At 71.9% G+C, this 19,237-nt stretch carries 16 protein-coding genes; 8 read left to right on the plus strand and 8 right to left on the minus strand.

Going from position 1 to position 19,237, the window contains the following annotated elements; translation table 11 throughout:
• Positions 1-171: 171 nt before the first annotated feature.
• Entirely contained in the window at positions 172-843 is a 672-nt protein-coding gene (gene cofC / locus LL648_RS20845; RefSeq protein ID WP_232664301.1) for a 2-phospho-L-lactate guanylyltransferase, read from the minus strand.
• Between the two features lie 174 nt (positions 844-1,017).
• Between cofC and LL648_RS20850 the strand changes: the two genes are divergently transcribed.
• From LL648_RS20850 to LL648_RS20870, 5 genes are all read left to right on the plus strand, one after another.
• Positions 1,018-1,725, plus strand: coding sequence for a lysophospholipid acyltransferase family protein (locus tag LL648_RS20850; protein ID WP_232664302.1), 708 nt, complete (start codon positions 1,018-1,020; stop codon positions 1,723-1,725).
• Positions 1,722-2,738 carry an NAD(P)H-dependent glycerol-3-phosphate dehydrogenase gene (locus tag LL648_RS20855; protein WP_232664303.1) on the plus strand — a complete coding sequence of 339 codons (1,017 nt, stop codon included), beginning with the start codon at positions 1,722-1,724 and terminating at the stop codon, positions 2,736-2,738. Before LL648_RS20850 ends, LL648_RS20855 begins: the two co-directional genes overlap by 4 nt.
• Positions 2,719-3,846 carry a cystathionine gamma-lyase gene (locus LL648_RS20860; RefSeq protein WP_232664304.1) on the plus strand — a complete coding sequence of 376 codons (1,128 nt, stop codon included), beginning with the start codon at positions 2,719-2,721 and terminating at the stop codon, positions 3,844-3,846. Before LL648_RS20855 ends, LL648_RS20860 begins: the two co-directional genes overlap by 20 nt.
• A 145-nt stretch (positions 3,847-3,991) precedes the next feature.
• Entirely contained in the window at positions 3,992-4,585 is a 594-nt protein-coding gene (locus LL648_RS20865) for an HNH endonuclease (protein ID WP_232664305.1), read from the plus strand.
• Positions 4,586-4,863: 278 nt separating this feature from the next.
• Entirely contained in the window at positions 4,864-6,795 is a 1,932-nt protein-coding gene (locus LL648_RS20870; RefSeq protein ID WP_232664306.1) for a glycosyltransferase family 2 protein, read from the plus strand.
• Here LL648_RS20870 and LL648_RS20875 read toward each other — a convergent pair.
• The 5 genes from LL648_RS20875 to LL648_RS20895 all read right to left on the minus strand — a co-directional run bounded on the left by LL648_RS20875 (position 6,749) and on the right by LL648_RS20895 (position 13,867).
• On the minus strand, positions 6,749-8,299 hold the full coding sequence (locus LL648_RS20875; protein WP_232664307.1) for a right-handed parallel beta-helix repeat-containing protein: 1,551 nt from the start codon (positions 8,297-8,299) through the stop codon (positions 6,749-6,751). The two genes, LL648_RS20870 and LL648_RS20875, sit on opposite strands and share 47 nt — an antisense overlap.
• Positions 8,300-8,462: 163 nt before the next feature.
• A complete protein-coding gene (locus tag LL648_RS20880; RefSeq protein WP_232664308.1) occupies positions 8,463-9,431 on the minus strand; it encodes a hypothetical protein in 969 nt (322 codons plus the stop codon).
• A 316-nt stretch (positions 9,432-9,747) separates the two neighbouring features.
• The gene (locus LL648_RS20885; RefSeq protein WP_232664309.1) at positions 9,748-10,446 is read right to left on the minus strand and encodes a response regulator transcription factor; all 699 of its coding nucleotides are present in this window, start codon (positions 10,444-10,446) and stop codon (positions 9,748-9,750) included.
• Between the two features lie 21 nt (positions 10,447-10,467).
• Positions 10,468-11,820 carry a sensor histidine kinase gene (locus LL648_RS20890; RefSeq protein ID WP_232664310.1) on the minus strand — a complete coding sequence of 451 codons (1,353 nt, stop codon included), beginning with the start codon at positions 11,818-11,820 and terminating at the stop codon, positions 10,468-10,470.
• Positions 11,821-12,031: 211 nt separating this feature from the next.
• Positions 12,032-13,867 carry a right-handed parallel beta-helix repeat-containing protein gene (locus tag LL648_RS20895; RefSeq protein ID WP_232664311.1) on the minus strand — a complete coding sequence of 612 codons (1,836 nt, stop codon included), beginning with the start codon at positions 13,865-13,867 and terminating at the stop codon, positions 12,032-12,034.
• A gap of 324 nt (positions 13,868-14,191) precedes the next feature.
• Here LL648_RS20895 and LL648_RS20900 point away from each other — a divergent pair, with 324 nt between their 5' ends.
• Entirely contained in the window at positions 14,192-15,247 is a 1,056-nt protein-coding gene (locus tag LL648_RS20900; RefSeq protein ID WP_232664312.1) for a GNAT family N-acetyltransferase, read from the plus strand.
• A gap of 73 nt (positions 15,248-15,320) precedes the next feature.
• On the opposite strand, the gene LL648_RS20905 is transcribed toward LL648_RS20900, so the two are convergent.
• Together LL648_RS20905 and LL648_RS20910 are read right to left on the minus strand one after the other, a co-directional pair.
• Positions 15,321-16,316, minus strand: a complete 996-nt coding sequence (locus LL648_RS20905) for a polysaccharide deacetylase family protein (RefSeq protein ID WP_232664313.1) — start codon at positions 16,314-16,316, stop codon at positions 15,321-15,323.
• 5 nt (positions 16,317-16,321) lie between these two features.
• Positions 16,322-17,056, minus strand: a complete 735-nt coding sequence (locus LL648_RS20910) for a polysaccharide deacetylase family protein (protein WP_232664314.1) — start codon at positions 17,054-17,056, stop codon at positions 16,322-16,324.
• 182 nt (positions 17,057-17,238) lie between these two features.
• Between LL648_RS20910 and LL648_RS20915 the strand changes: the two genes are divergently transcribed.
• Together LL648_RS20915 and LL648_RS20920 are read left to right on the plus strand one after the other, a co-directional pair.
• Positions 17,239-18,012: an RraA family protein gene (locus tag LL648_RS20915; protein ID WP_232664315.1), complete on the plus strand. Its 774-nt coding sequence runs from the start codon at positions 17,239-17,241 to the stop codon at positions 18,010-18,012.
• Complete coding sequence (locus LL648_RS20920; RefSeq protein WP_232664316.1) at positions 18,009-19,091, plus strand: Ldh family oxidoreductase; 1,083 nt, start codon at positions 18,009-18,011, stop codon at positions 19,089-19,091. Before LL648_RS20915 ends, LL648_RS20920 begins: the two co-directional genes overlap by 4 nt.
• The last annotated feature ends 146 nt before the right edge of the window (positions 19,092-19,237 follow it).

Genomic DNA, 19,237 nt, shown 5'->3' on the forward strand with positions numbered 1-19,237 from the left:
AGGATCATGCTCGCCCGTCCTCCACAGTCATAGCCTTTCCCTGCGCGGGTTGCCCGGCACTCGTATCCCGAGTCCGGGTGCCAGGCAGCCCGCTCCCAACGTCCGCCTCCCGCCGATGTGCGAGCGGCGCCTCCGGACCCCCGATCGCCGGAGGTGCCGCTCGCCGTGCGCTCAACAGGGGCGCACCGGGCACGGCGTCAGCACCCCGCGGGTGTTCGGTCCCAGCCCCAGCTCCGTCGCGGCCCGCAGGTCGTCCCCGGTGTCGACGTCGCGGCGCAGGCCCGGCCACGTACCGACGAGCGGCTCGGCATCGGCGGCGTGCCGCGCGGCCGAGCCCGCGCCGAACCGGGGCGCGAGCGGGATGCCGGGCGCGGCCAGCAGGAACGTCGTGCCGGTCCCGTCGGCGTCGGCGCAGAACGCCCGCCGTGCGGTGCCGCCGGCGAACACCGCGAGCGCCGCCCCGATCGCGGCGTCGAGCTCGGCCGGGCGCAACGCCGGCAGGTCTGCCTGCAGCGCCCCGACGACGCACTGCGGATCGCGCGAGCGCAGCAGCGCGGCACCGTGCTCGTACGCGGCGTTCAAACCCGCGACGGGGCCGTCGGGCACCACCTCGACCCCGACGACACCCAGCTCGGCAGCGACGACGGGATCGGAGCTGATCACGACGAGGTGCCGCACGCGGCGGGCTGCGCGCACCGCCGCGACGGTGTCGTGCGCCAGCGCCAGCGCGAGCCGGGCGTGCAGCTCCGGCTCACCGGCGCCGTCGTCGACGGCGCCGCGCAGGCGCGTCTTGGCCAGCTGCAGCTGCTTGACCGGGACGACGAGATCGACGTCGTGGCTCATCCCAGGCATTCCTCTGGGGCGTTCCTCTGGCACTCCTCCATGGTGGCACGCGTTGGAGGGTGGTGATCGGCCCGCGGATGTGACTCGATCGATGTGACGCCGGCACCCGGTGGTGGACCAGCGTCGCTCGGCCAGGAAGACTCGCGGTCCCGGACCGGAGTGGAGGAATCGCGGGTGAAGCGTGAGAAGGGCGGTTTCTGGATCAACTTCTGCGCCGTGTTCTTCTATCCCATCGAGTTCCTCGTCGGCCGCGCGCGCTACGTCGGCAAGGAGAACATCCCGCTGCAGGGCGGCGCGCTGATCGTCGCCAACCACATCTCCCACCTCGACCCGGTCTTCACCGGGTTGGTGGTGCACAGGGCACGCCGGGTGCCGCGGTTCCTCGCGAAGCACAGCCTCTGGAAGGCACCGGTGCTCGGGTGGGCGCTCGCCGGGAGCGAGCAGATCCCGGTCTACCGGGAGACGATCGACGCGCAGCAGAGCCTGCGGGCCGGCACGGAGGCGCTCAAGAACGGCAAGGTCGTGGTGATCTACCCGGAAGGCACGATCACCCGCGACCCCGACGGCTGGCCGATGCACTCGCGCACGGGTGTGGCACGGCTTGCGCTCTCCGCCGACGTCCCGATCGTGCCGACCGTGCACTGGGGCACCCGCGAGGTGTACGACGGCTACAACAAGAAGTTCCGACCGCTGCCGCGCAAGCCGATCACGGTGCGCTGCGGCGAGCCGATCGACCTGTCCGCCTACCGCGAGCGCCCGCTCGACGCGGCGCTGCTGCGCGAGGTGACCGACATGCTGATGACCAGGGTCAGGGAGCTGCTCGCCGAGGTGCGCGGCGAACCGGCCCCCTCCGAGTTCTTCCGCAAGGGAGCTGCTTCATGACGCATCCTGCCGACGTGCGACGCGTTGCGGTGCTGGGGGCGGGGTCGTGGGGCACCACGTTCGCCAAGGTGATGGCCGACGCCGGGCGCGAGGTGGTGGTGTGGGCCCGCCGCGCCGAGGTCGCCGCGGCGGTGAACGAACGCCACCGCAACCCCGACTACCTGCCGGGCGTCGAGCTGCCACATCGCCTGAGCGCCACCACGGACCCCGCGGCAGCGCTCGACGGTGCCGACGCCGTGGTGCTCGCCGTTCCGTCGCAGAAGCTGCGCGCGAACCTGGAAGGTTGGCGCGACCTGCTGCCGCAGGGGCGCACGGTCGTGAGCCTCGCCAAGGGCGTCGAGCTGGGATCGCTCAAGCGGATGAGCGAGGTGATCGTCGAGGTCGCCGGGGTGCACGAGGAGCAGGTGGCGGTCGTCTCGGGGCCCAACCTCGCACTGGAGATCGCCGCGGAGGAGCCGACGGCGACCGTGATCGCCTGCAACGACCACGACCGCGCTGTCGCCGTGCAGATGGCGTGCACCAACCACTACTTCAAGGCCTACACCAACACCGACGTGACCGGCTGCGAGCTGGGGGGCGCAGGCAAGAACGTCATCGCGCTCGCCTGCGGCATCGCCGCCGGCATGGGCTTCCGCGACAACACGAGGGCCTCGCTGATCACGCGCGGGCTCGCCGAGATCTCCCGACTGGGCATGGCGCTCGGCGCCGACCCGCTGACGTTCGCGGGCCTCGCCGGGCTCGGCGACCTCGCGGCGACCTGCTCATCGCCGCTCTCGCGCAACCGGACGTTCGGCGAACGGCTCGGGCGCGGCGAATCGCTCGAACAGGCGGAGGCAGCCAACCACGGGCAGGTCGCGGAGGGTGTCAAGTCGTGCCTCTCGATCTGCGAGCTGGCCGAGCGGTACGGCGTCGAGCTGCCGATCGCCGACGCCGTGCGGCGGGTCTGCCACGAGGGCCTTTCGGCAGCGGAGATGGGCAAGGAGCTGATCAGCCGTGCACCCCGACCCGAGTAGGGCCGGCGACGGCACCCGGTGCGTGCACGGCGGGCACGTCGCGGCCGCGTTGGGCGCCCCGCTGCACCCCGGTCCCGTGCTCTCCTCGACGTTCGAGCTCGGCGTGCCTGGGGACCCGGCGCCCGCCGACTTCTACGGCCGCGCCGACAACCCGACGTGGCGCGCGCTGGAGGCCGCCATCGGCGCGCTCGACGGCGGTCGGTGCGTCGCGTTCGCGAGCGGCATGGCCGCGATCGGTGCCGTGCTGCGGCTGGGCGCGACCGGCGGCGCGCTGGTCGTGCCCGCCGACGGCTACTACCTGGCGCGCTCCCTCGCGCACGCCGAGCTGGCGCCGCTGGGCGTCGAGGTCCGGGAGGTGCCGACGAACGGCGACTGGGCCGCGGCGATGGACGGCGCCGGGCTCGTGCTGCTGGAGACGCCGTCCAACCCCGGGCTCGACGTCGTCGACATCGCGGCGGTCGCCGCGCTCGCGCACGCGGCCGGCGCGCTGCTCGCCGTCGACAACACCACCGCGACCCCGCTCGGCCAGGTGCCGCTCGACCTCGGTGCCGACCTGACCGTCGCCAGCGACACGAAGGCGCTCGCCGGCCACGGCGACGTCGTGCTGGGCCACGTCACCGCCCGCGACCCGGCGCTCCTCGCCAGGTTGCGCGAGGCGCGCTCGCGCGGGGGAGCGGTGCCGGGGCCGATGGAGGCCTGGCTCGCCCACCGCGGGCTCGCGACGCTCGACCTGCGGCTGGCCAGGCAGGCGGAGAACGCGCGTGCCGTCGCCGAGCTGGCGCTGGCCCACCCCGCGGCGTCGGACGTCCGGTGGCCGGGGCTGGCGGGCGACCCGGCGCACGCCGTCGCGGCCGCGCAGATGCGGCGGTGGAACGGCGTCCTGCGGTTCACGCTCGCGTCGGAGCAGGCGGTCGCGGCGTTCCTGAAGACCTCGAACCTGGTCGGTTCGGCGACGAGTTTCGGCGGCCCGCGCAGCACCGTCGACCGGCGGGAGCGGTGGGGCGACGCCGTCGACCCGGCGCTGCTGCGCTTCTCCGCGGGGTGCGAGGACACCGCTGACCTGGTCGCGGACGTGCGCGCGGCGCTCGACGCCGCCGCCGGTGCGTGACGCGCACCCCGTCGCGCGAGGTTCACCCGAAAGATCACCTGACACGCCGGGACGTGTTCGAGTCCTTATCACACGTGCGTAACCCACTCCCTCTATGGTCTGATCTGGGCAGGAGCAATTGCTCCAGCCGCATGGAGGTGGTCGCGTGAAGCATCGACAACCCGACCCCATCGGTGCCGGCCTCGAGCCAGGGGAGGCACCGGGGATCGCGCCGCACCCGAGCGTGGTCCCGAAGGGGTCCCGGGTCCTGCTTCTCAACGCGACGTTCGAACCGTTGGCGGTCGTCACCGCCAAGCGCGCCGTCGTACTCATGCTCACCGGCAAGGCCGAGTGCGTGGAGGCCGCCCTCGACGAGGCCTTCCACTCCGAGAACCTCACCATCCCCGCACCGTCGGTGATGCGCCTGTCCCGCTATGTGCGCGTCCCCTACCGCCGCGCGGTGCCCATGACCAGGGCCGGCGTGCTGCGCCGCGACGGTCGGCGCTGCGCGTACTGCAGCAAGCGCGCCGACACCATCGACCACGTCGTCCCGCGCAGCCGGGGCGGCCAGCACAGTTGGGAGAACTGCGTCGCGGCCTGCCGTGCCTGCAACTCGAAGAAGGCCGACCGGCTGATCGAGGAGCTCGGCTGGATGCTCGACTTCACCCCCGGCGCCCCGAGCCGGACAGCGGGTGGGGTGCTCGTGCTCGCCGTCGAGCCGCTGCCCGCATGGGAGCCGTGGCTGGGTGCCGCTGCCTGACGCGATCGTTCCAGGGTCGGGTCGCAGCGGCCCCGGCCGGTCCGAAACGCCCGGTTGACGCTGTGTAGCCCGCCACCCGGCGGTACGTTCACCCCAATGGGCGGATAGGCTGCCCTCGCGTCGGCCCGGGTGACGGAGCCCGTCGACGTCCCGCGGCTCCGCGCGGAGATGCGTCGATCTTGCTGCTCGGCGGCGTGCATCTCCGGTCGCCACGCCCGTGGCGTGCGTGGGTGCTTGTCACTTGGGTGGGTCCCCGGTCGTTAGGCGAAGGGATGAGGGTGCGCGAGAGTTCGGTTGATGCGCCGACCGTGATCATGGCGGCGGCCAACCTGCGCGACTTCAGCACGCTCGCCGGGAAGATCACCGAGCCGCCGCAGGGTGAGCAGTACCGCGTCAAGTACCGCGGCGTGCACCTCAAGTCCGGTCGCGGGCGCTGGCTGGGCTCGATCCTCATCATCACCGCGAACATCCTGATCGAGGTCGCCTTCGTCGTCTGGCTGCTGCTGCCGCAGCACCGCCCGGACGTCGAGGACGGCACCGTGTTCGCGATCGTGGCGAACATCTTCGTGCTCACGTCGATCGGCATCGTCGAGCTGCTCCGCATGATCAACGTGATCTCGCTGTCGGTCGCGACGGTGCTGGCGAGGGACCCGATACCGGTGCGGCCCGACCCGCGCATGCGCGTCGCGTTCCTCACGACGATCGTGCCGGGCAAGGAGCCGATCGAGATGGTGCGCACGACGCTGCGCGCCGCGCGGCGGATCCGCCACGACGGCGTGCTGCACGTGTGGCTCCTCGACGAGGGCGATGACGCGCAGGTCAAGGAGATGTGCCAGGCCGAGGGCGTGCGGCACTTCAGCCGCAAGGGCGTCCCCGAGTACAACCAGCCCAAGGGCCACTTCAAGGCGAAGACCAAGCACGGCAACTACAACGCCTGGGTCGACAAGCACGGCTACCGCTACGACGTGTTCCTCTCGGTCGACCCCGACCACGTGCCGCTGCCGAACTACGCCGAGCGCATGCTCGGCTACTTCCGCGACCCGGACGTCGCCTACGTCGTCGGCCCGCAGTGCTACGCGAACTTCAACAACTTCGTGACGAAGGCGGCGGAGTCGCAGCAGTTCCCGTTCCACTCGGTGATCCAGCGCGCCGCGAACGCCTACGGCGCCGCGATGCTCGTCGGCACGAACAACGCCGTGCGGCTCGACGCGCTGTTCTGCATCGGCGGGCTCTCCGACTCGATCACCGAGGACATGGCGACCGGGCTTGCGCTGCACAGCAGGCGCAATCCGGCGACCGGCGCGAAGTGGCGCTCGGTGTACACCCCCGACGTCGTCGCGGTCGGCGAAGGCCCGTCGTCCTGGTCGGACTACTTCAGCCAGCAGCTGCGCTGGTCGCGCGGCACGTTCGAGATCCTGATGAGCAACTTCTGGGGTCGCGCGCGCAGGCTCGGCTTCGGCAAGCTCTTCCACTACCTGCTGATCACCACGTTCTACCCCTCGATGGCGATCGGCTGGATCCTCGGCGCGATCAACGCGGTGCTCTACCTGTCGTTCGGGGTGAGCGGTGTCGTCGTGCCGCCGGCGTTGTGGCTCGCGCTCTACATCGACGCCACGGCCTTCCAGATGTGGGTCTACATCCGCAACCGCCGCTACAACGTGAGCCCGTACGAGGCGGAGAACTCGCCAGGCATCCGCGGGATGGCGATGTCGGTGATCTGCGCGCCGATCTACGCCAGCTCGCTCATCGCCACCCTGCTGCGCCGGCCCGCGAAGTTCGTCGTGACGCCGAAGAGCGACGCCGTCACGCGCGACAAGCTCGTCACCTTCCGCCGCCACCTGCAGTGGGCGGTGCTCTTCGCCGGCGCGCTCACGGCGTCGGTGGTGCTCGGGTACGCGTCGATCGAGGTGATGATGTGGCCTGCGCTCGCGATGCTCATCACACTCATCCCGATCGCGATCTGGATCATCGACCGGGAGCCGGACGAGGCGCCGCCGGTGACCGGTGGCCTGCCCGTGGCGGCGGTCACCCACGCCGCCGCGCTGCACGTCGCCGCGCACGGTGTGGGCCGCCCGCAGCCGATGCCGTCGCCGGCACCGCGGGCGGGCACCCGCCCGTTCACCGGGGCGCCCGGAACGCCCGGCCCCGGCAGGGCGCTCCCGGTCAGGAACGCGACTGCGCCCGCTGCGCGGAACCGGATGCCGGGCTGAGGCCCTCCTCGCCAGGCGACGGCGCGGCCGGCGCCACCGGCGCCGGCACCTGCGGGACGACCACCTCCGGCGGATCCGCGCCCGCCTGGATGTCGGTGCGGGTCGGTGCGCCGTCACCGCTCAGCTCGTAGGCGCCGATGTCGATCTTGCCGTCGGTGGGCCGCTTCGCGCCGGTGATGTCGAACTGCGGCGCGTCGGCCGTGGAGCCCGCGTCGACACCCGCCGAGCCCGGCGTGAGCCGCAGGTCGTCGGCCGTCGTGTCGACGAACCGGACGACCCCGTTGATCAGCGCCGAGCCGATGCCGCCCTCGGAGAACAGGTTGTGGTCGGCGGTGAACCCGTCGGCGCCGCCCGCGACGTCCTCGTCGTTGCCGGAGAAGATGTTGTTGCGCAGCAGGTTCTTGCCGCCGAAGTCGCCCGAGACGATGTTGAGCCCGCCGTTCGAGTTGTTCGCGACGGTGTTGTTGACGATGTGGATGTCCTCGAAGCTGCCGCTCGACTCCGTCCAGAACCCGATGCCGCCACCCGCGTTGTTCACGACCACGTTGTTGTAGACCTTGACGCCGAACGTGCGCCGCGAGTCGGAGAGGTCCTCCACGGCGAGCGAGATGCCCGCCTTGCTGCCTTCCGTCGTCCCGACGACGAGGTTGTTGTAGACCTCGACGGTGTTGGCGGAGTCGACGTAGATGTTGGGGCCGCGGTTGTTCTTGACGGTGTTGTCGTGGATCTTGCCGTTGCGCGAGTCGTACTTCGCGTCGATGCCTTCCTCGCCGTTGTCGCTCACGACGCTGTAGGCGACCTCGAACCCGTCGCTGCCGTCGAAGCTGATCGCCTCGTGCGACGCGCTGGTGCCCGCGGAGTTCGACCCGTGCACCTCGCTGTGCTCGATGAGGATGTTCGAGGAGCCGAGGAAGACCATCCCGCCGTTGGTGGAGCCGTCGACCTCGCTGTCGCGGATGACGATGTCGCTCGCGCCTTCGGCGTAGACGCCGTGCGTCGAGGAGCCCTTGAAGCTGAGGCCGACGAGCTTGATGAAGGAGCGGCCGCTCAGGTCGACCAGGCCGTTGCCCGCCGACTCGCCGCCGCTGCCGTCGAGCACCACCGCGGCGCCCGGCGCGGCCTGGAACGTGATGTACGCGCCGCTGGAGCCGTCGCGGGGCGGGGCGAGCGCCTCCGGGTACTCACCTGCGGAGATGAGCACGGTGTCGCCTGCCTGCGCCTGCTCGGCGGCGTCCTGCACGGAGGTCGCGTCGCCGGAGCCGTCCTTGGCGACCTTGATCGTCCTTCCGGAGGTGGGCGCCTGCTCGGTGATCACCCTGCGGCCGTGCGGCATGGGTGCGGTCGGGACCTTGCCGGCGTGCTCGGAGGTCGAGAAGTGGCGACGGTCCGGAGCGGGCCCGTCGCCCAACCCGTCGACCGCGCCGGTCTGCCAGACGACCGAATCGCCGTTGGCAGTACAGAGGGTGACCAGGGTGGCCGCGACCGCGAGCACCGTCGCGATCACGCGCCCGCTGCTGCGGGGGTGTTCTCGTCGCTCTGCGTACATCGTGACCGCCGGTCCTCTCGCCGATCTGCACCGTCGTGTGAGACGTGAGGGACGGTAGCGACTCGTGTGACGACGCGGAGCGATTTGGAGAAGTGTGAGCCGGACGGGTGAGGGGGCCGACCTAGGCGGGTGACGGCACCGACAACCGTTCGAGCACTACACGGGCCGGATCGAAGCCCGACTCCGGCTGGTGCGCGGTGAGATCGGTGGTCACGGCAACGGTGCGGATGCACCCACCGCCACGGCTCAGCGCGACCGTCGGGTCGCTGACGACCAGCTCGACACCCGCCATGCGGGCCCCGACGTGCTCGACCGCACGGACACACTCCGTGAGCGTCTGCGCGTTGAGGCCGGCGCGGACCGGGCCGGTACGGGGGTGGATCCGGACGGCGTCGACGGCCACACCGTCGACCACGAGCACGCGGAACCGCTCGCCCGGAACGTCCTCCTCGACCATCAGCGGCACGCGGTCGAGGCCGCGCGCGGCGGCCGGCAGCACAGCGAGGGGACCTGTGCTGCCGACCGACGCGCATGCCGCGGCTGCATCTGCCGCGGCACGGATGAGCGCACGCTCGCCGGTGATGCCCGAGGTGGCGCCGGTCCCGGTGGCAGTGCCGGTGCCGGTTCCTGGGGTGAGCGCGGGGCGCAGCGTGCAGGGGCGGCGCGCGGCGGCGATGAACGCGAACGCGGTGTCGAGCGAGGCGATCGTGCAGCGCACGTGGGGGACGACCGGCAGGCCGTTCGCCTCGAGCATGCCGAGCGTCGCGGCGCGGTCGCGCGTGGCCTCGAGCGCCTCAGACTGCTCCAGCGACCAGCGGGTCGGGCCGACGACGAACCGCTCCGAGCCGGCCAGCAGCTCCAGTCCGCGGTCCGCGACCCGGCGCGAGGGGACGTCGAGCTCGCGGGCGGCGGTGATCCAGCGCATCTGCGCGGCAGCGGCACGCCGCGCCTGCTCGGCGTGCTGGCGGCGGGAGAGACGCTCCCGCACGGTGCGAGCGACGAGCGACCGGACCGCCATGGCCCGCGTCCGCGCCACCAGCCGCGCCGGGGCCGGCGCGAATCCTGGGGTGCGCTCGCCGATCAGCATCATGTGACCAGTGTCGGGAGGCGATGGTTAGCGCACGGCAAGGCGATTGCAAGCCGTCAGACAAAGTTGTGGATCCGCAGGTCAGGGGCGTGTGTTCGCGCTCACGAGACGTCGTTCAGGGGGCAACGCGTGCGTCCCGCACACGTTGCCTGGAAAGCCACTTTCCCAGCGCCACAGGCCGGGAAAGTGGCTTTCCCGGCGCCCCCGACGCGCCCTGAGTGCTCGGGGGAGGGTGGCCACCCTGCGGGCGGGAGCCTGACTGCGCCGAGACGGCTCACCCGGGTCGGGGAGGGCGGGCACAGTGCCGTCCCGCGCCGGTTTACGCCGGGACTTCTTCCAGCCGGTAGCCGTAGCCGCGGAGGGTGGCTACGCGGGGGAGGCGCGGCGCGCCCTGCGCGAAGGCCTCCAGCTTCCGGCGCAGCGCGGCGACGTGCACGTCGAGCGTCTTGGTGGAGCCCGACCAGTGGGCGTCCCAGACGTCCTCCATGAGCGTGGAGCGGCTCAGCGCCACCCCTGGCTCCGCGGCGAGCCGGGCGAGCAGGTCGAACTCCTTCGCCCGCAACACGACCTCGCGGCCCTTCACCAGCACCCGCCGCTGCCCGGTGTCGACGGTCAGGTCGCCGACGACCAGCACCCCGGTCGGCTGCGCGCCGGCCCCGCCGCGCCGCAGGTGCGCCCGCACCCTGGCGAGCAGCTCACCGAGCCGGATCGGCTTCGTGAGGTAGTCGTCGGCGCCGGCTTCGAGCCCGACGACGACGTCCATCTCGTCGTGCCGTGCGGTCAGCATCACCACGACACAGCCCGGCTGGAGGGCGCGGACCCGCCGGCAGACGTCGACGCCGTCCATGTCGGGCAGACCGAGGTCGAGCAGGACGAGGTCGAGCTGCTGGGCGGCGGCGTGGTTGAGCGCCCCGCGACCGGTCATGTGCCAGGTGACGTCGTGCCCCGACGTGGCAAGGCTCGTCTCGAGCACCTTCCCGATGGTCTGGTCGTCCTCGACAAGCAGCAGCCTCGCCACGTGATCACCCTACCTGCGCGCTCAGGGCCGGCTCCGGACCAGCGGCACGGATGTCGGCATCCCGGCCGGCGGGGTGGACCCGGTGGACCGCCGACCGGCGGCGAGGAACACCGTCAACGTCGTCGGCGACGGGCGGCTGAGCTGCAACCGGCCGCCTTCCGCCTCGACCAGCCTGCGGGCCAGGGCCAGCCCGATCCCGTGCCCGTCGGCGTCGGGCTCGCGCCGCTCGAACAGGTCGCTGCCCTCGCCCTGGCTGACACTGCCCTGGTCTGCGACGTCGATCGCGACGGCCTCCTCGATGTCGCGCACCGCAACGGTGACCGTGCCCTTCCCGTGCTCGGTCGCGTTGCCGAGCAGCACGGTGAGCACCTGCCGGATCGCCGCTGTGGACGCCTCGACGACCGGAAGGTTCTCCGCCACCGCGAACCGCAGCGCGCGGCGCTGACTGCCCAGCCGCGGCCCCCACACCTGGTGCACCTCGGTGAGCAGCCCGGCGAGGTCGAGCACCCCCTTCTGCCGGTTGCCGCGGGCGAGCGCGAGCAGGTCGGCGATGGTGCGTTCGAGCCGGTCGACCTCGGCGAGGCTGGCCCGGATCGCGTGCGTGTGGTCGTGGCCCGGCGAGCGCAGCGCGGCCTCCAGCCGCAGCTGCAGGCCCGTCAGCGGGGTGCGCAGCTGGTGGGACGCCTCGGCCGAGAAGGCCCGTTCGCGGGCGAGCAGCGCGTCGAGGCGCGACGCGGTGGCGTTCAGCGACGACCGGACCTGGTCGATCTCCGCGATCCCGACGACCCGTTCCTCCACGGTGAAGTCGCCGTCGCCGAGGCGTAGCGCGGCCTTCGAGAGGTCCTCGACGTGCACGGACAACCTGCGGGCCTGGTACCGGGCCAGCAGCCACGTCGCCAGCAGCGCGACCGCGGCCAGCCCGAGCATCTGCAGGTAGCGATCGGCGATCCGGGCGTTGGCGTCGGTGGACGGCGTCCAGGCGCGCACCACCCCGAGCAGCTGCTCGTCGTGGTTGCGGTAGATCGGCACCGCGACGACCAGGTCGTCCTCCAGCTGGTCGGGTTCGATCTTGTCGGAGCGCATGGCCTTCCGGACCGGCGCGTCGGCGGTCTGCGGGCCCTCCCCGACGAGCTTCTGCCCGTTGGGGGAGTAGATCGCGGCGGTGATGTTGTCCTCGAGCCAGTGCGGGTTCGGCACCTCGCCGTCGCGCAGGTCGTCGAGCGCATCGGCCGCGACGGAGTGCGCGTCGCGCTCCAGCTCGGCGAGCTCGATCTGCGTGTAGAAGCGCTGCCAGACGGCTGCGAACGGCAGCGCGAACAGGCTGATGGCCACGGTGGACACCAGCACCGTCATCAGCACGATCCGTCTTCGCACGGCACGCTCCCTCATGGTGGCGGAGACACCATGATGTCCCGAAAGGCGGCGCGGATGCGTCGCCAGGGTGTGGTGCGAGCTGAGAAGCGGACCATTCGCCCACGTCAGGTGGTCGAACGGGCCGTCCGTTCACCGGCCGCTCAGGGCATGAGGAAAGCCACTTTCGTGCAACGTGGTTGCATGAAAGTGGCTTTCCTGACCAGCGGTCGCCCTACTCGCCCCCGCCCGACGAGAACGCCCCCGAGTCGCCGGAGATCTCGCTGGCGTTGCCGGAGAACGTGTTGCCGCGCTGGACGTTGTTCCCGCCGAAGCTGCCGCCGAGGATGTCGATCCCACCGCGGCCGTTGTTGGAGAGCGTGTTGTTCAGGATCTGGATGTCGGAGAACGTTCCGCTGGACTCCGCCCAGAAGCTCACGCCGCCGCCCGCATTGCTCTTCACCACGTTGTTCGTGATCTTGATCCCGGACGTCTGGCGGACGTCGGCGAGGTCCTCGACCGCGAGGCCGATGCCGGCCTTGCTCGAACCCGTCGCGTTGCTGATGGTGTTGCCGGAGATCGTGATGTTGGAAGCGGAGTCGATGTAGATGTTCGGCCCGCGGTTCCCGGTCAACGTGTTGTTGAGGATCTTGCCGTTCTTCGAGCCGTACTTCGCGTCGATGCCTTCTTCGCCGTTGTCGCGGACCACGTTGTTCTGAGCGGTGAAGCCGTTGACGCCCTCGAACGTGATCGCCTCGTGCGAAGCGCCCTCACCTGCGGAGTTGTTGCCCTTCACGTCGCAGTGCTCGACGGTGATGTTCGAGCCGTTGGTGAAGACCACGCCGCCGTTGCTGGAGCCGGAGACCTCGCAGTCGCGAACGGTGATGTTGCTCGCGCCGTCGCCGACGATCCCGAACCCGTCGGAGCCGCGCACCGAGAGCCCGATCAGGCGGATGAACGACCGGCCGCTCAAGTGGATGATCCCGCCGTTGCTCGCGCCGCCGGAGAGCACCACGTTCTCCCCGGGCGCGGCCTGGAAGGTGATCGGGGCGCTGCTGCTGCCGTCGTTCTGGATGTCGAGCGACTCGTTGTAGGTGCCGCCGGCGATCACAACGGTGTCGCCGGGGCCGGCCTTCGACGCCGCGGAGCTGATGCTGCCGCCGCTGCCGACGTTGATGACCTGGCCGCCGCCCTGCTCGATGCGGGCGACCGCCCGCTTGCCGGGGGCGCCGCCCCCGCCGGACGTCTCCTTCTTCGCCGCGGGCACCTTGCTGGGTTCCGCCGGAGCGGGCGGCGCCTCCGCCGGTGCGTCGGTGGCCGGGGCCGCCGGGATCGGCGCCGCGGCCGGGAGGTCGTCGAGCGCAGGCGCGTTGAGATCGCTGGTCTGCGCGGCGGGGTTGAACGGGCCGATCGGCCCGATCTGCAGCACCGCGACCGTCGTCAGCAACGCGACTGCGGCCAGCGCGCTGACCACGATGTGCAGACGCCTGCGCGACGAGCGGGCCGCGGCCCGGCGCCGCTTGCCCGGCGCGACCCTGCGGTGCGAGCCGGTGGCGCTGACGATCGCGGTGGCGGCCGTCGGGGAGTCCTGCTCGACGAGGGCCGTCGAGTAGTCGTCCTCGTCGGGGTCCGCCGCGGCGACCGGGTGCAGAGCCGTCGCGGCCTCGGCGTCGTCCGCGTCGTGGTTGCCGTCTTCCGGGCCGTCTTCCGGGCCGTCTTGCGGGGCGTCGTCGTAGTCGTCGTCGTACTCGTCACGCTCGTCGTCGACGTAGTCCGCGTCGTCGTACTCGGCGTCCTCGTACCGGGCGTCCTCGTACCGGGCGTCCTCGTACCGGGCGTCGTCCTCGTGCTGGGCGGCGCCGTGCTCGGCGGCGGGCTCGTACTTGGTGTCGCCGTAGTTGTCGTCGGCGTACTCGTACCCCTGGTCGCGATAGGTGTACAGGTCGGTGTACGAGTCGGCGTGCCGATCGGTGCTGCCTGCGGTGCGCCAGCCGGGTTCGACGTCGTTCGGGGCGTCGTCGGTCCGGTGGTGCCCGACTGGTTCGAGCAGGGCGGATGGGTGGTCCGCCATGCCGAGCTCGGAGTTCCGGCGGTTGGGATCCGCCGGCATTCTATGTCTGGACATGTGGGGTCAGGGGGTCCTTCCGCGGGGAGCGGTGCTGCCGTGGCCGGTGCCCCCTGCACGTCCACGCCAGCAGTGACGGAGGGTAGCGTGCTGTCGCCGTTCTCAGTCGAACGTGTCCATGGTGTCGAGGTCGGCGGACGCGTCCGATCGGTGGACGGTCGATCGCCGGTGCAAGGTTGCGACGTTCCAGTCTCGGCTGTCCGCCGAACGGCGCATGGAAGACTCGTGGCCGGCACAGATGGTCCACACATCCTGGAAGGAGTGCTCGTCGTGCGTTGCTCCACGGTTCGGCCGTCCGAGTTGGGGGGACCGGAGCTGGAGCGCTGGCGGAGTCTGCTGGACGGCTCCGGCGTCGTCGCCAACCCGTTCCTCGCCCCCGAGTTCGCCATCGCGGTCGGCGCGGTGCGCCCGGAGGCGCGGGTCACCGTGTTCGAGGAGGACGGCGGGATCGTCGGGTTCTTCGCGCACGAGCGGCACGGCGCGGTCGCGCGGCCGATCGGGCACACCCTCTCCGACTGCGAGGCGCTCGTGCACGCCCCCGGCCACGCGCCGGCCGTCGCTGAGCTGCTTCGGCGCAGCGGCCTGGCCGGGTGGGACTTCGAGTGCCTCGTCGAGGGGCAGCTGCCCCCCGGGGCGTACCGGACGCAGCGCCAGTCGTCGCCGATCATCGAGCTCGGCGAGGGCTACGAGGCCTACATCGAGGCGCTGCGCGGCCGTTCGAAGAAGTGGTTCGCCTCGACCTTCCGCAAGCAGCGCAAGCTGGAGCGTGAGGTCGGCGAGCTGCGGTTCGAGTTCGAGAGCGACGACGCCGAGGCGCTCGAGGCGCTGAAGCGGTGGAAGTCGGGCCAGTACGCGCAGCTGGGCGAGTGGGACCGCTTCGCCGACCCGAAGATCGTCCGGCTGGTCGAGGACGTGGTGCGCAGCCGGGCGGCGGGCTGCTCCGGCGCGCTGTCGGTGCTGTACGCGGGCGACCGGCCGATCGCGGCGCACGCGGGACTCTGGTCGAGCTCGGTGCTCTCGTGGTGGCTGCCCGCCTACGACAACGACTTCGGGAAGTACTCCCCGGGCATCCTGCTGCTGTTCCAATTGGCGGAGGCGGCGGCGAAGCGCGGCGTCGGCACGGTCGACCTCGGCCGCGGGCGCCACGACTACAAGGACGCCATGCAGACCGGCGACGTGGTCGTCTGCTCCGGCTCGGTCGACGCGCCGTCGCTCGGCTCGTTGCCGCGGCGGGCGAAGCGGGTCGCGAAGGCGGGCCTGCGCCCGCTCGTCGGCGCCGACGCGCCGCTGGGTCGCAAGCTGCGCGCACTCGCCGGCCGGGGCTGACCCGAATCCCCCCACCGTTTTGTGCACTTGCGCGCTCCCAGAGCGCGCAAGTGCACAAAACGGTGGGGAAGTTTCAGGCGTAGCGGGACGGCGAGCAGAGGATGCCGGGAACGGCGGACATCGCCTGCACGACGTCGGGGGTGTGGTCGCCGAACACCCCGGCGCGCTGGACGTCCATCGCGTCGGTGTGCTCCCTGCCGTTCACCCCGCCGTAGAAGCTGAACGCGCGGCGCACGCCCATCTCGGTCAGCAGCGCGCGGGTGGTCGCGTCGAAGCTGGTGCGGGCGCCGACCGGGTAGCTGAACAGGTCGACGGGCGAGCGCAGCTCCTCGGTGAGGCGGCGCACCGACCCTTCGATCTCCTCGCGCTGGCGCTGCGCGGTGAGCGTCGCGAGCACCGGGTGGGTCACGCTGTGCGCGCCGATCTCCATGCCCCTCTCGGCGAGGGTGCGAACGTCGTCCCACGTCATCCAGCGGTCGGCGGAGACGTGCTGGTCGAGGCGCGGCCGGTCGGTCCAGCCGGCGAGCGCCGCGAGGAACTCCTCGCCCTTCTCGCCCGCCTTCGCCTTGTAGGCCGCGTTGACCTTCCGGCGGTAGCGGGTCGGGTCCAGCCCGGCCGCGGCGAGCCCGTCGGGCAGCCACTGCGACGCCGGGAGGTCGACGGGGGTCCCGGTGAGCCACGCGATCTCGTCCCACCACGCGTGCTGCGGCTTGTCGATGAAGCCCGTGGTGATGAAGTACGTGCCCGGGACGCCGTGCCGGTGCAGGATCTCCGCGCCGACGTTCTGGTCGGCGTAGCCGTCGTCGAGCGTGATCGCGATCCGCCGCGCCGGGCCGCCGGTCTGCCATTGCGTGCTGCCGGCGGTGACGATCTCGAACCGCTTCGCCAGCTCGGTGACGTGCTTGTCGAAGTCATCGGCCGTGCAGCTGTAGAGGTCGGGGTCGTCGGTCTCGCTGGGCGTGCCGATGCGGTGGTAGTTCAGGACGAGCAGGCCGCGCCAGCTCAGCCGGGCGAGCCGGTCGAGCCCGCTCCGGTTCAGCAACGCCGCCAGCCGGTCGGTGCGAGACATCCGGGTCAACTCCCCACGAGGCGGTAGAGGGGGGAGGTACGCACGCCGGCGTACCACCCGCTCGTCTTCACCCGGAACTTCCACATCGGGTTGCCCCGGTAGATGCCGGTCCGCGGCACCGAGAACGGGCCGGCCTCCTCGGGGGCGTCGGGCAGCGCGACCGCGCACGCGTACCCGGCCTGCTCCGCGGCGCGGCGGACGTGCGGCGCGTGGTGGCCGAACGGGTAGGCGAGCGTCGTGACGGCCGCGCCGAGCAGGTCGGAGAGCAACTCGCGGCTCTCGGTGAGGTCGGCGAGGCACTCGGCCTCCGACAGCGTCGGGAGGTCGCGGTGGGCCATGGTGTGGCTGCCGATGTCCCAGCCGCGCTGGTGCAGCTCGACGATCTGCTCGCGGGTCATCAGCGGCGGTGCCTTCGCGGCGTCCAGCCCGGTGATCCAGTTGACCTCGACCCCGGAGTCGGTGATCGAGCCGGCGACGATGTACATGGTCGCGGTGAGCCCGTGCTTCTCCATGATCGGCACGGCGTGCTCGACGTAGTCGGCGAACCCGTCGTCGAAGGTCAGCACCGTCTGCCCGCGCGGGACGCTCCCACCGGCCGCGAGCCGGTCGACGACCGCCGGGAGCGGCACGACGTCGGTCGAGCGGCTCAGCGCGGCGCACTGCTGGTCGAAGTCGTCCGGCTCGACCGACACCGGGTCGTCCCAGCCACGGGCCACCGAGTGGTAGCAGAGGATGCTCACCCGCCTGAGGATTCCAGACGGTCGAGCCGCCCCCGCCGCGGCCCACGCCGTCCCCGCGGTGTCTCCCGGAGGCATGCCGTCCGGCGGCGATCACCGTCGATCTACCATGGCGGGCGAACGGCCGTCAGGGCGCCGCGCTGCCGGCGGCCCAGGGGGATCGAGCCGAGCGACCAGGAGGCGACATGACCGTGTCAACGGGGCCGGATACGACGTCGACGACCGGGAGGAGAGTCCCGGACTCCGCGTCGATCCATCCCGGGCCCGGCTTCCGGATCCGGCTCGACTTCCCGCGCCTGCCCGACGAGCTCGTCCAGGCGTTCCGGGAGTTCAGCACCACCGACATCTCCGACCTGCTCAACCGGCTCTACGCGCTCGACGCGGAGATCCGCTGTCTCGCCGGCGGCGACGAGACGCTGGTCGGGCTGGCCTGCACGGTGCGGGCGTACCTCGGGGACAACCTGATGGTGCACAAGTCGCTCGACGTGGCCAAGGAAGGCGATGTCGTCGTGGTCACGGCGAACGGCTCGCACTCCTACGCCGTGATCGGCGACGTGATCTCCACGAAGGCGCGCCACCGCGGCATCGCGGGGTTCGTCGTCGACGGGATGATCCGCGACCTGCCCAGCATCGAGCCGATCGGGATGCCGGTGTACGCGCGGGGCACGACGCCCGTCGGGCCGCTGCACCGCGGCCCCGGCGAGATCAACTACCCGATCGCGTGCGGCGGTGTTGTCGTCAACCCCGGTGACGTCGTCGTCGCCGACAAGGCCGGGGTCGTCATCGTGCCGCAGCAGGTGGCGGCCGAGCTGCTCGAACGGCTGCGTCGTTACGTCGGGGGCAACGCCGCCTACCTGGAGGCCGTGCAGCGCGGCGAGTTCAGCAATTCCTGGGTCGACCAGCAGCTCGAAGCGAACGCCTGCCCCATCGACCCGGGCGTCGACACCGGCGCTCGGTGATCGTCCGGGTTCCTGCGGGCGAGCTCGCGACGTTCGTCGCGGGCAGCCTCGAAGGGCTCGGCGTTCCGGGCGGTGACGCTGCCGCCGTCGCCGAGGTGCTGCTCTACGCGGACCTGCGGGGCCTCGACGCCCACGGGGTCTACCGCCTGCCGGCGTACCTGGAGCGGGTTTCGCTCGGGCTCGCCCACGGCACGGCGGAGCTGGCCGAGGTGGCGGGATCGGGAGCCGTGCGGCGGATCGACGCGGGGTTCGCGCTCGGTCCGGCTGCCGCGACCACGGCGACCGATCTCGCGGTCCGGCTCGCCAGGGAACACGGGATCGGCCTGGTCGGCGTCGGTCGGTCCACGCACCTCGGCGCCGCCGGGTTCTACGCCCTCAGGGCCGCGCAGCAGGAGATGGTGGCGTTCGTCCTGTCCAACGGACCCCGTGTGGTCGCGCCGGCGGGGGCGGCCGAACCCTTCCTGGGCACCAACCCGATCGCGATCGGCATTCCGCTGGGTCGCCACGGCGCCTACGTCCACGACATGGCGACGGGGGCGTCCCGCGCGAAGATCCGGCGCGCCGCCGACGCGGGCGTGCCGATCGCGCCGGGCGAGGCGGTCGACGCCGACGGCCGGCCGACCACCGACGCGGCGGCGGCCCTGCTCGGCAGCGTCCTGCCCGTCGGCGGCGCGAAGGGGTCGGGGCTCTCGGTCGCCATCGCGCTGCTGGCGGGAATGCTCGGCGGCGCCGAGTTCGACGACGAGATCGCAGAGACCTACGGCGCCATGGACCGCCCGCAGAACATCGGGCACGTCGTCGTGGTGATCGATCCGTGGTGCCTCGGCCCCCGCGAGGAAAGCCTCGCCCGGGTCGAGGCGATGGTCGACCGCATGCACGCGCTGCGTCCGGCCGAGGGTGTCGAACGGGTGCGGTTCAGCGGGGAGCTGGCGGCCCGCCGAGCCGAGCAGCGTGCCGCCGAGGGCATCCCGCTCGCCGTCAACGAGCTGCGCAGGCTGGCGCAGGCGTGCGAGCGGTACGGGCTCGTCGAGCAGGCCGCGTGGGCGGCGGGCAGGGCGGGCACGGTCGCGTCGCGTTAGCCGGGTGCCTCCGACCCCACCCCGGGTGCTCGGGGGTAGGCGCCCTGCGGGCGGGGATGCCGACTGTGCCGAGGCAGCTCGCCCGGGAGTTGGGGGAGGGCAGGAAAGCCACTTTCCTGCCCTGTGAGGGCCGGAAAGTGGCTTTC

Origin of the sequence: Pseudonocardia sp. TRM90224, from assembly GCF_021245725.1 — a bacterium.
Taxonomy (GTDB): Bacteria; Actinomycetota; Actinomycetes; order Mycobacteriales; family Pseudonocardiaceae; genus Pseudonocardia.

Bases quoted from the DNA above. Each gene is read 5' to 3' on its own strand.
- cofC (WP_232664301.1), bottom strand. From the start codon at position 843: ATGAGCCACGACGTCGATCTCGTCGTCCCGGTCAAGCAGCTGCAGCTG.
- LL648_RS20855 (WP_232664303.1), top strand. From the start codon at position 1,722: ATGACGCATCCTGCCGACGTGCGACGCGTTGCGGTGCTGGGGGCGGGG.
- LL648_RS20880 (WP_232664308.1), bottom strand. From the start codon at position 9,431: ATGATGCTGATCGGCGAGCGCACCCCAGGATTCGCGCCGGCCCCGGCG.
- LL648_RS20895 (WP_232664311.1), bottom strand. From the start codon at position 13,867: ATGGCGGACCACCCATCCGCCCTGCTCGAACCAGTCGGGCACCACCGG.
- LL648_RS20905 (WP_232664313.1), bottom strand. From the start codon at position 16,316: ATGTCTCGCACCGACCGGCTGGCGGCGTTGCTGAACCGGAGCGGGCTC.
- LL648_RS20915 (WP_232664315.1), top strand. From the start codon at position 17,239: ATGACCGTGTCAACGGGGCCGGATACGACGTCGACGACCGGGAGGAGA.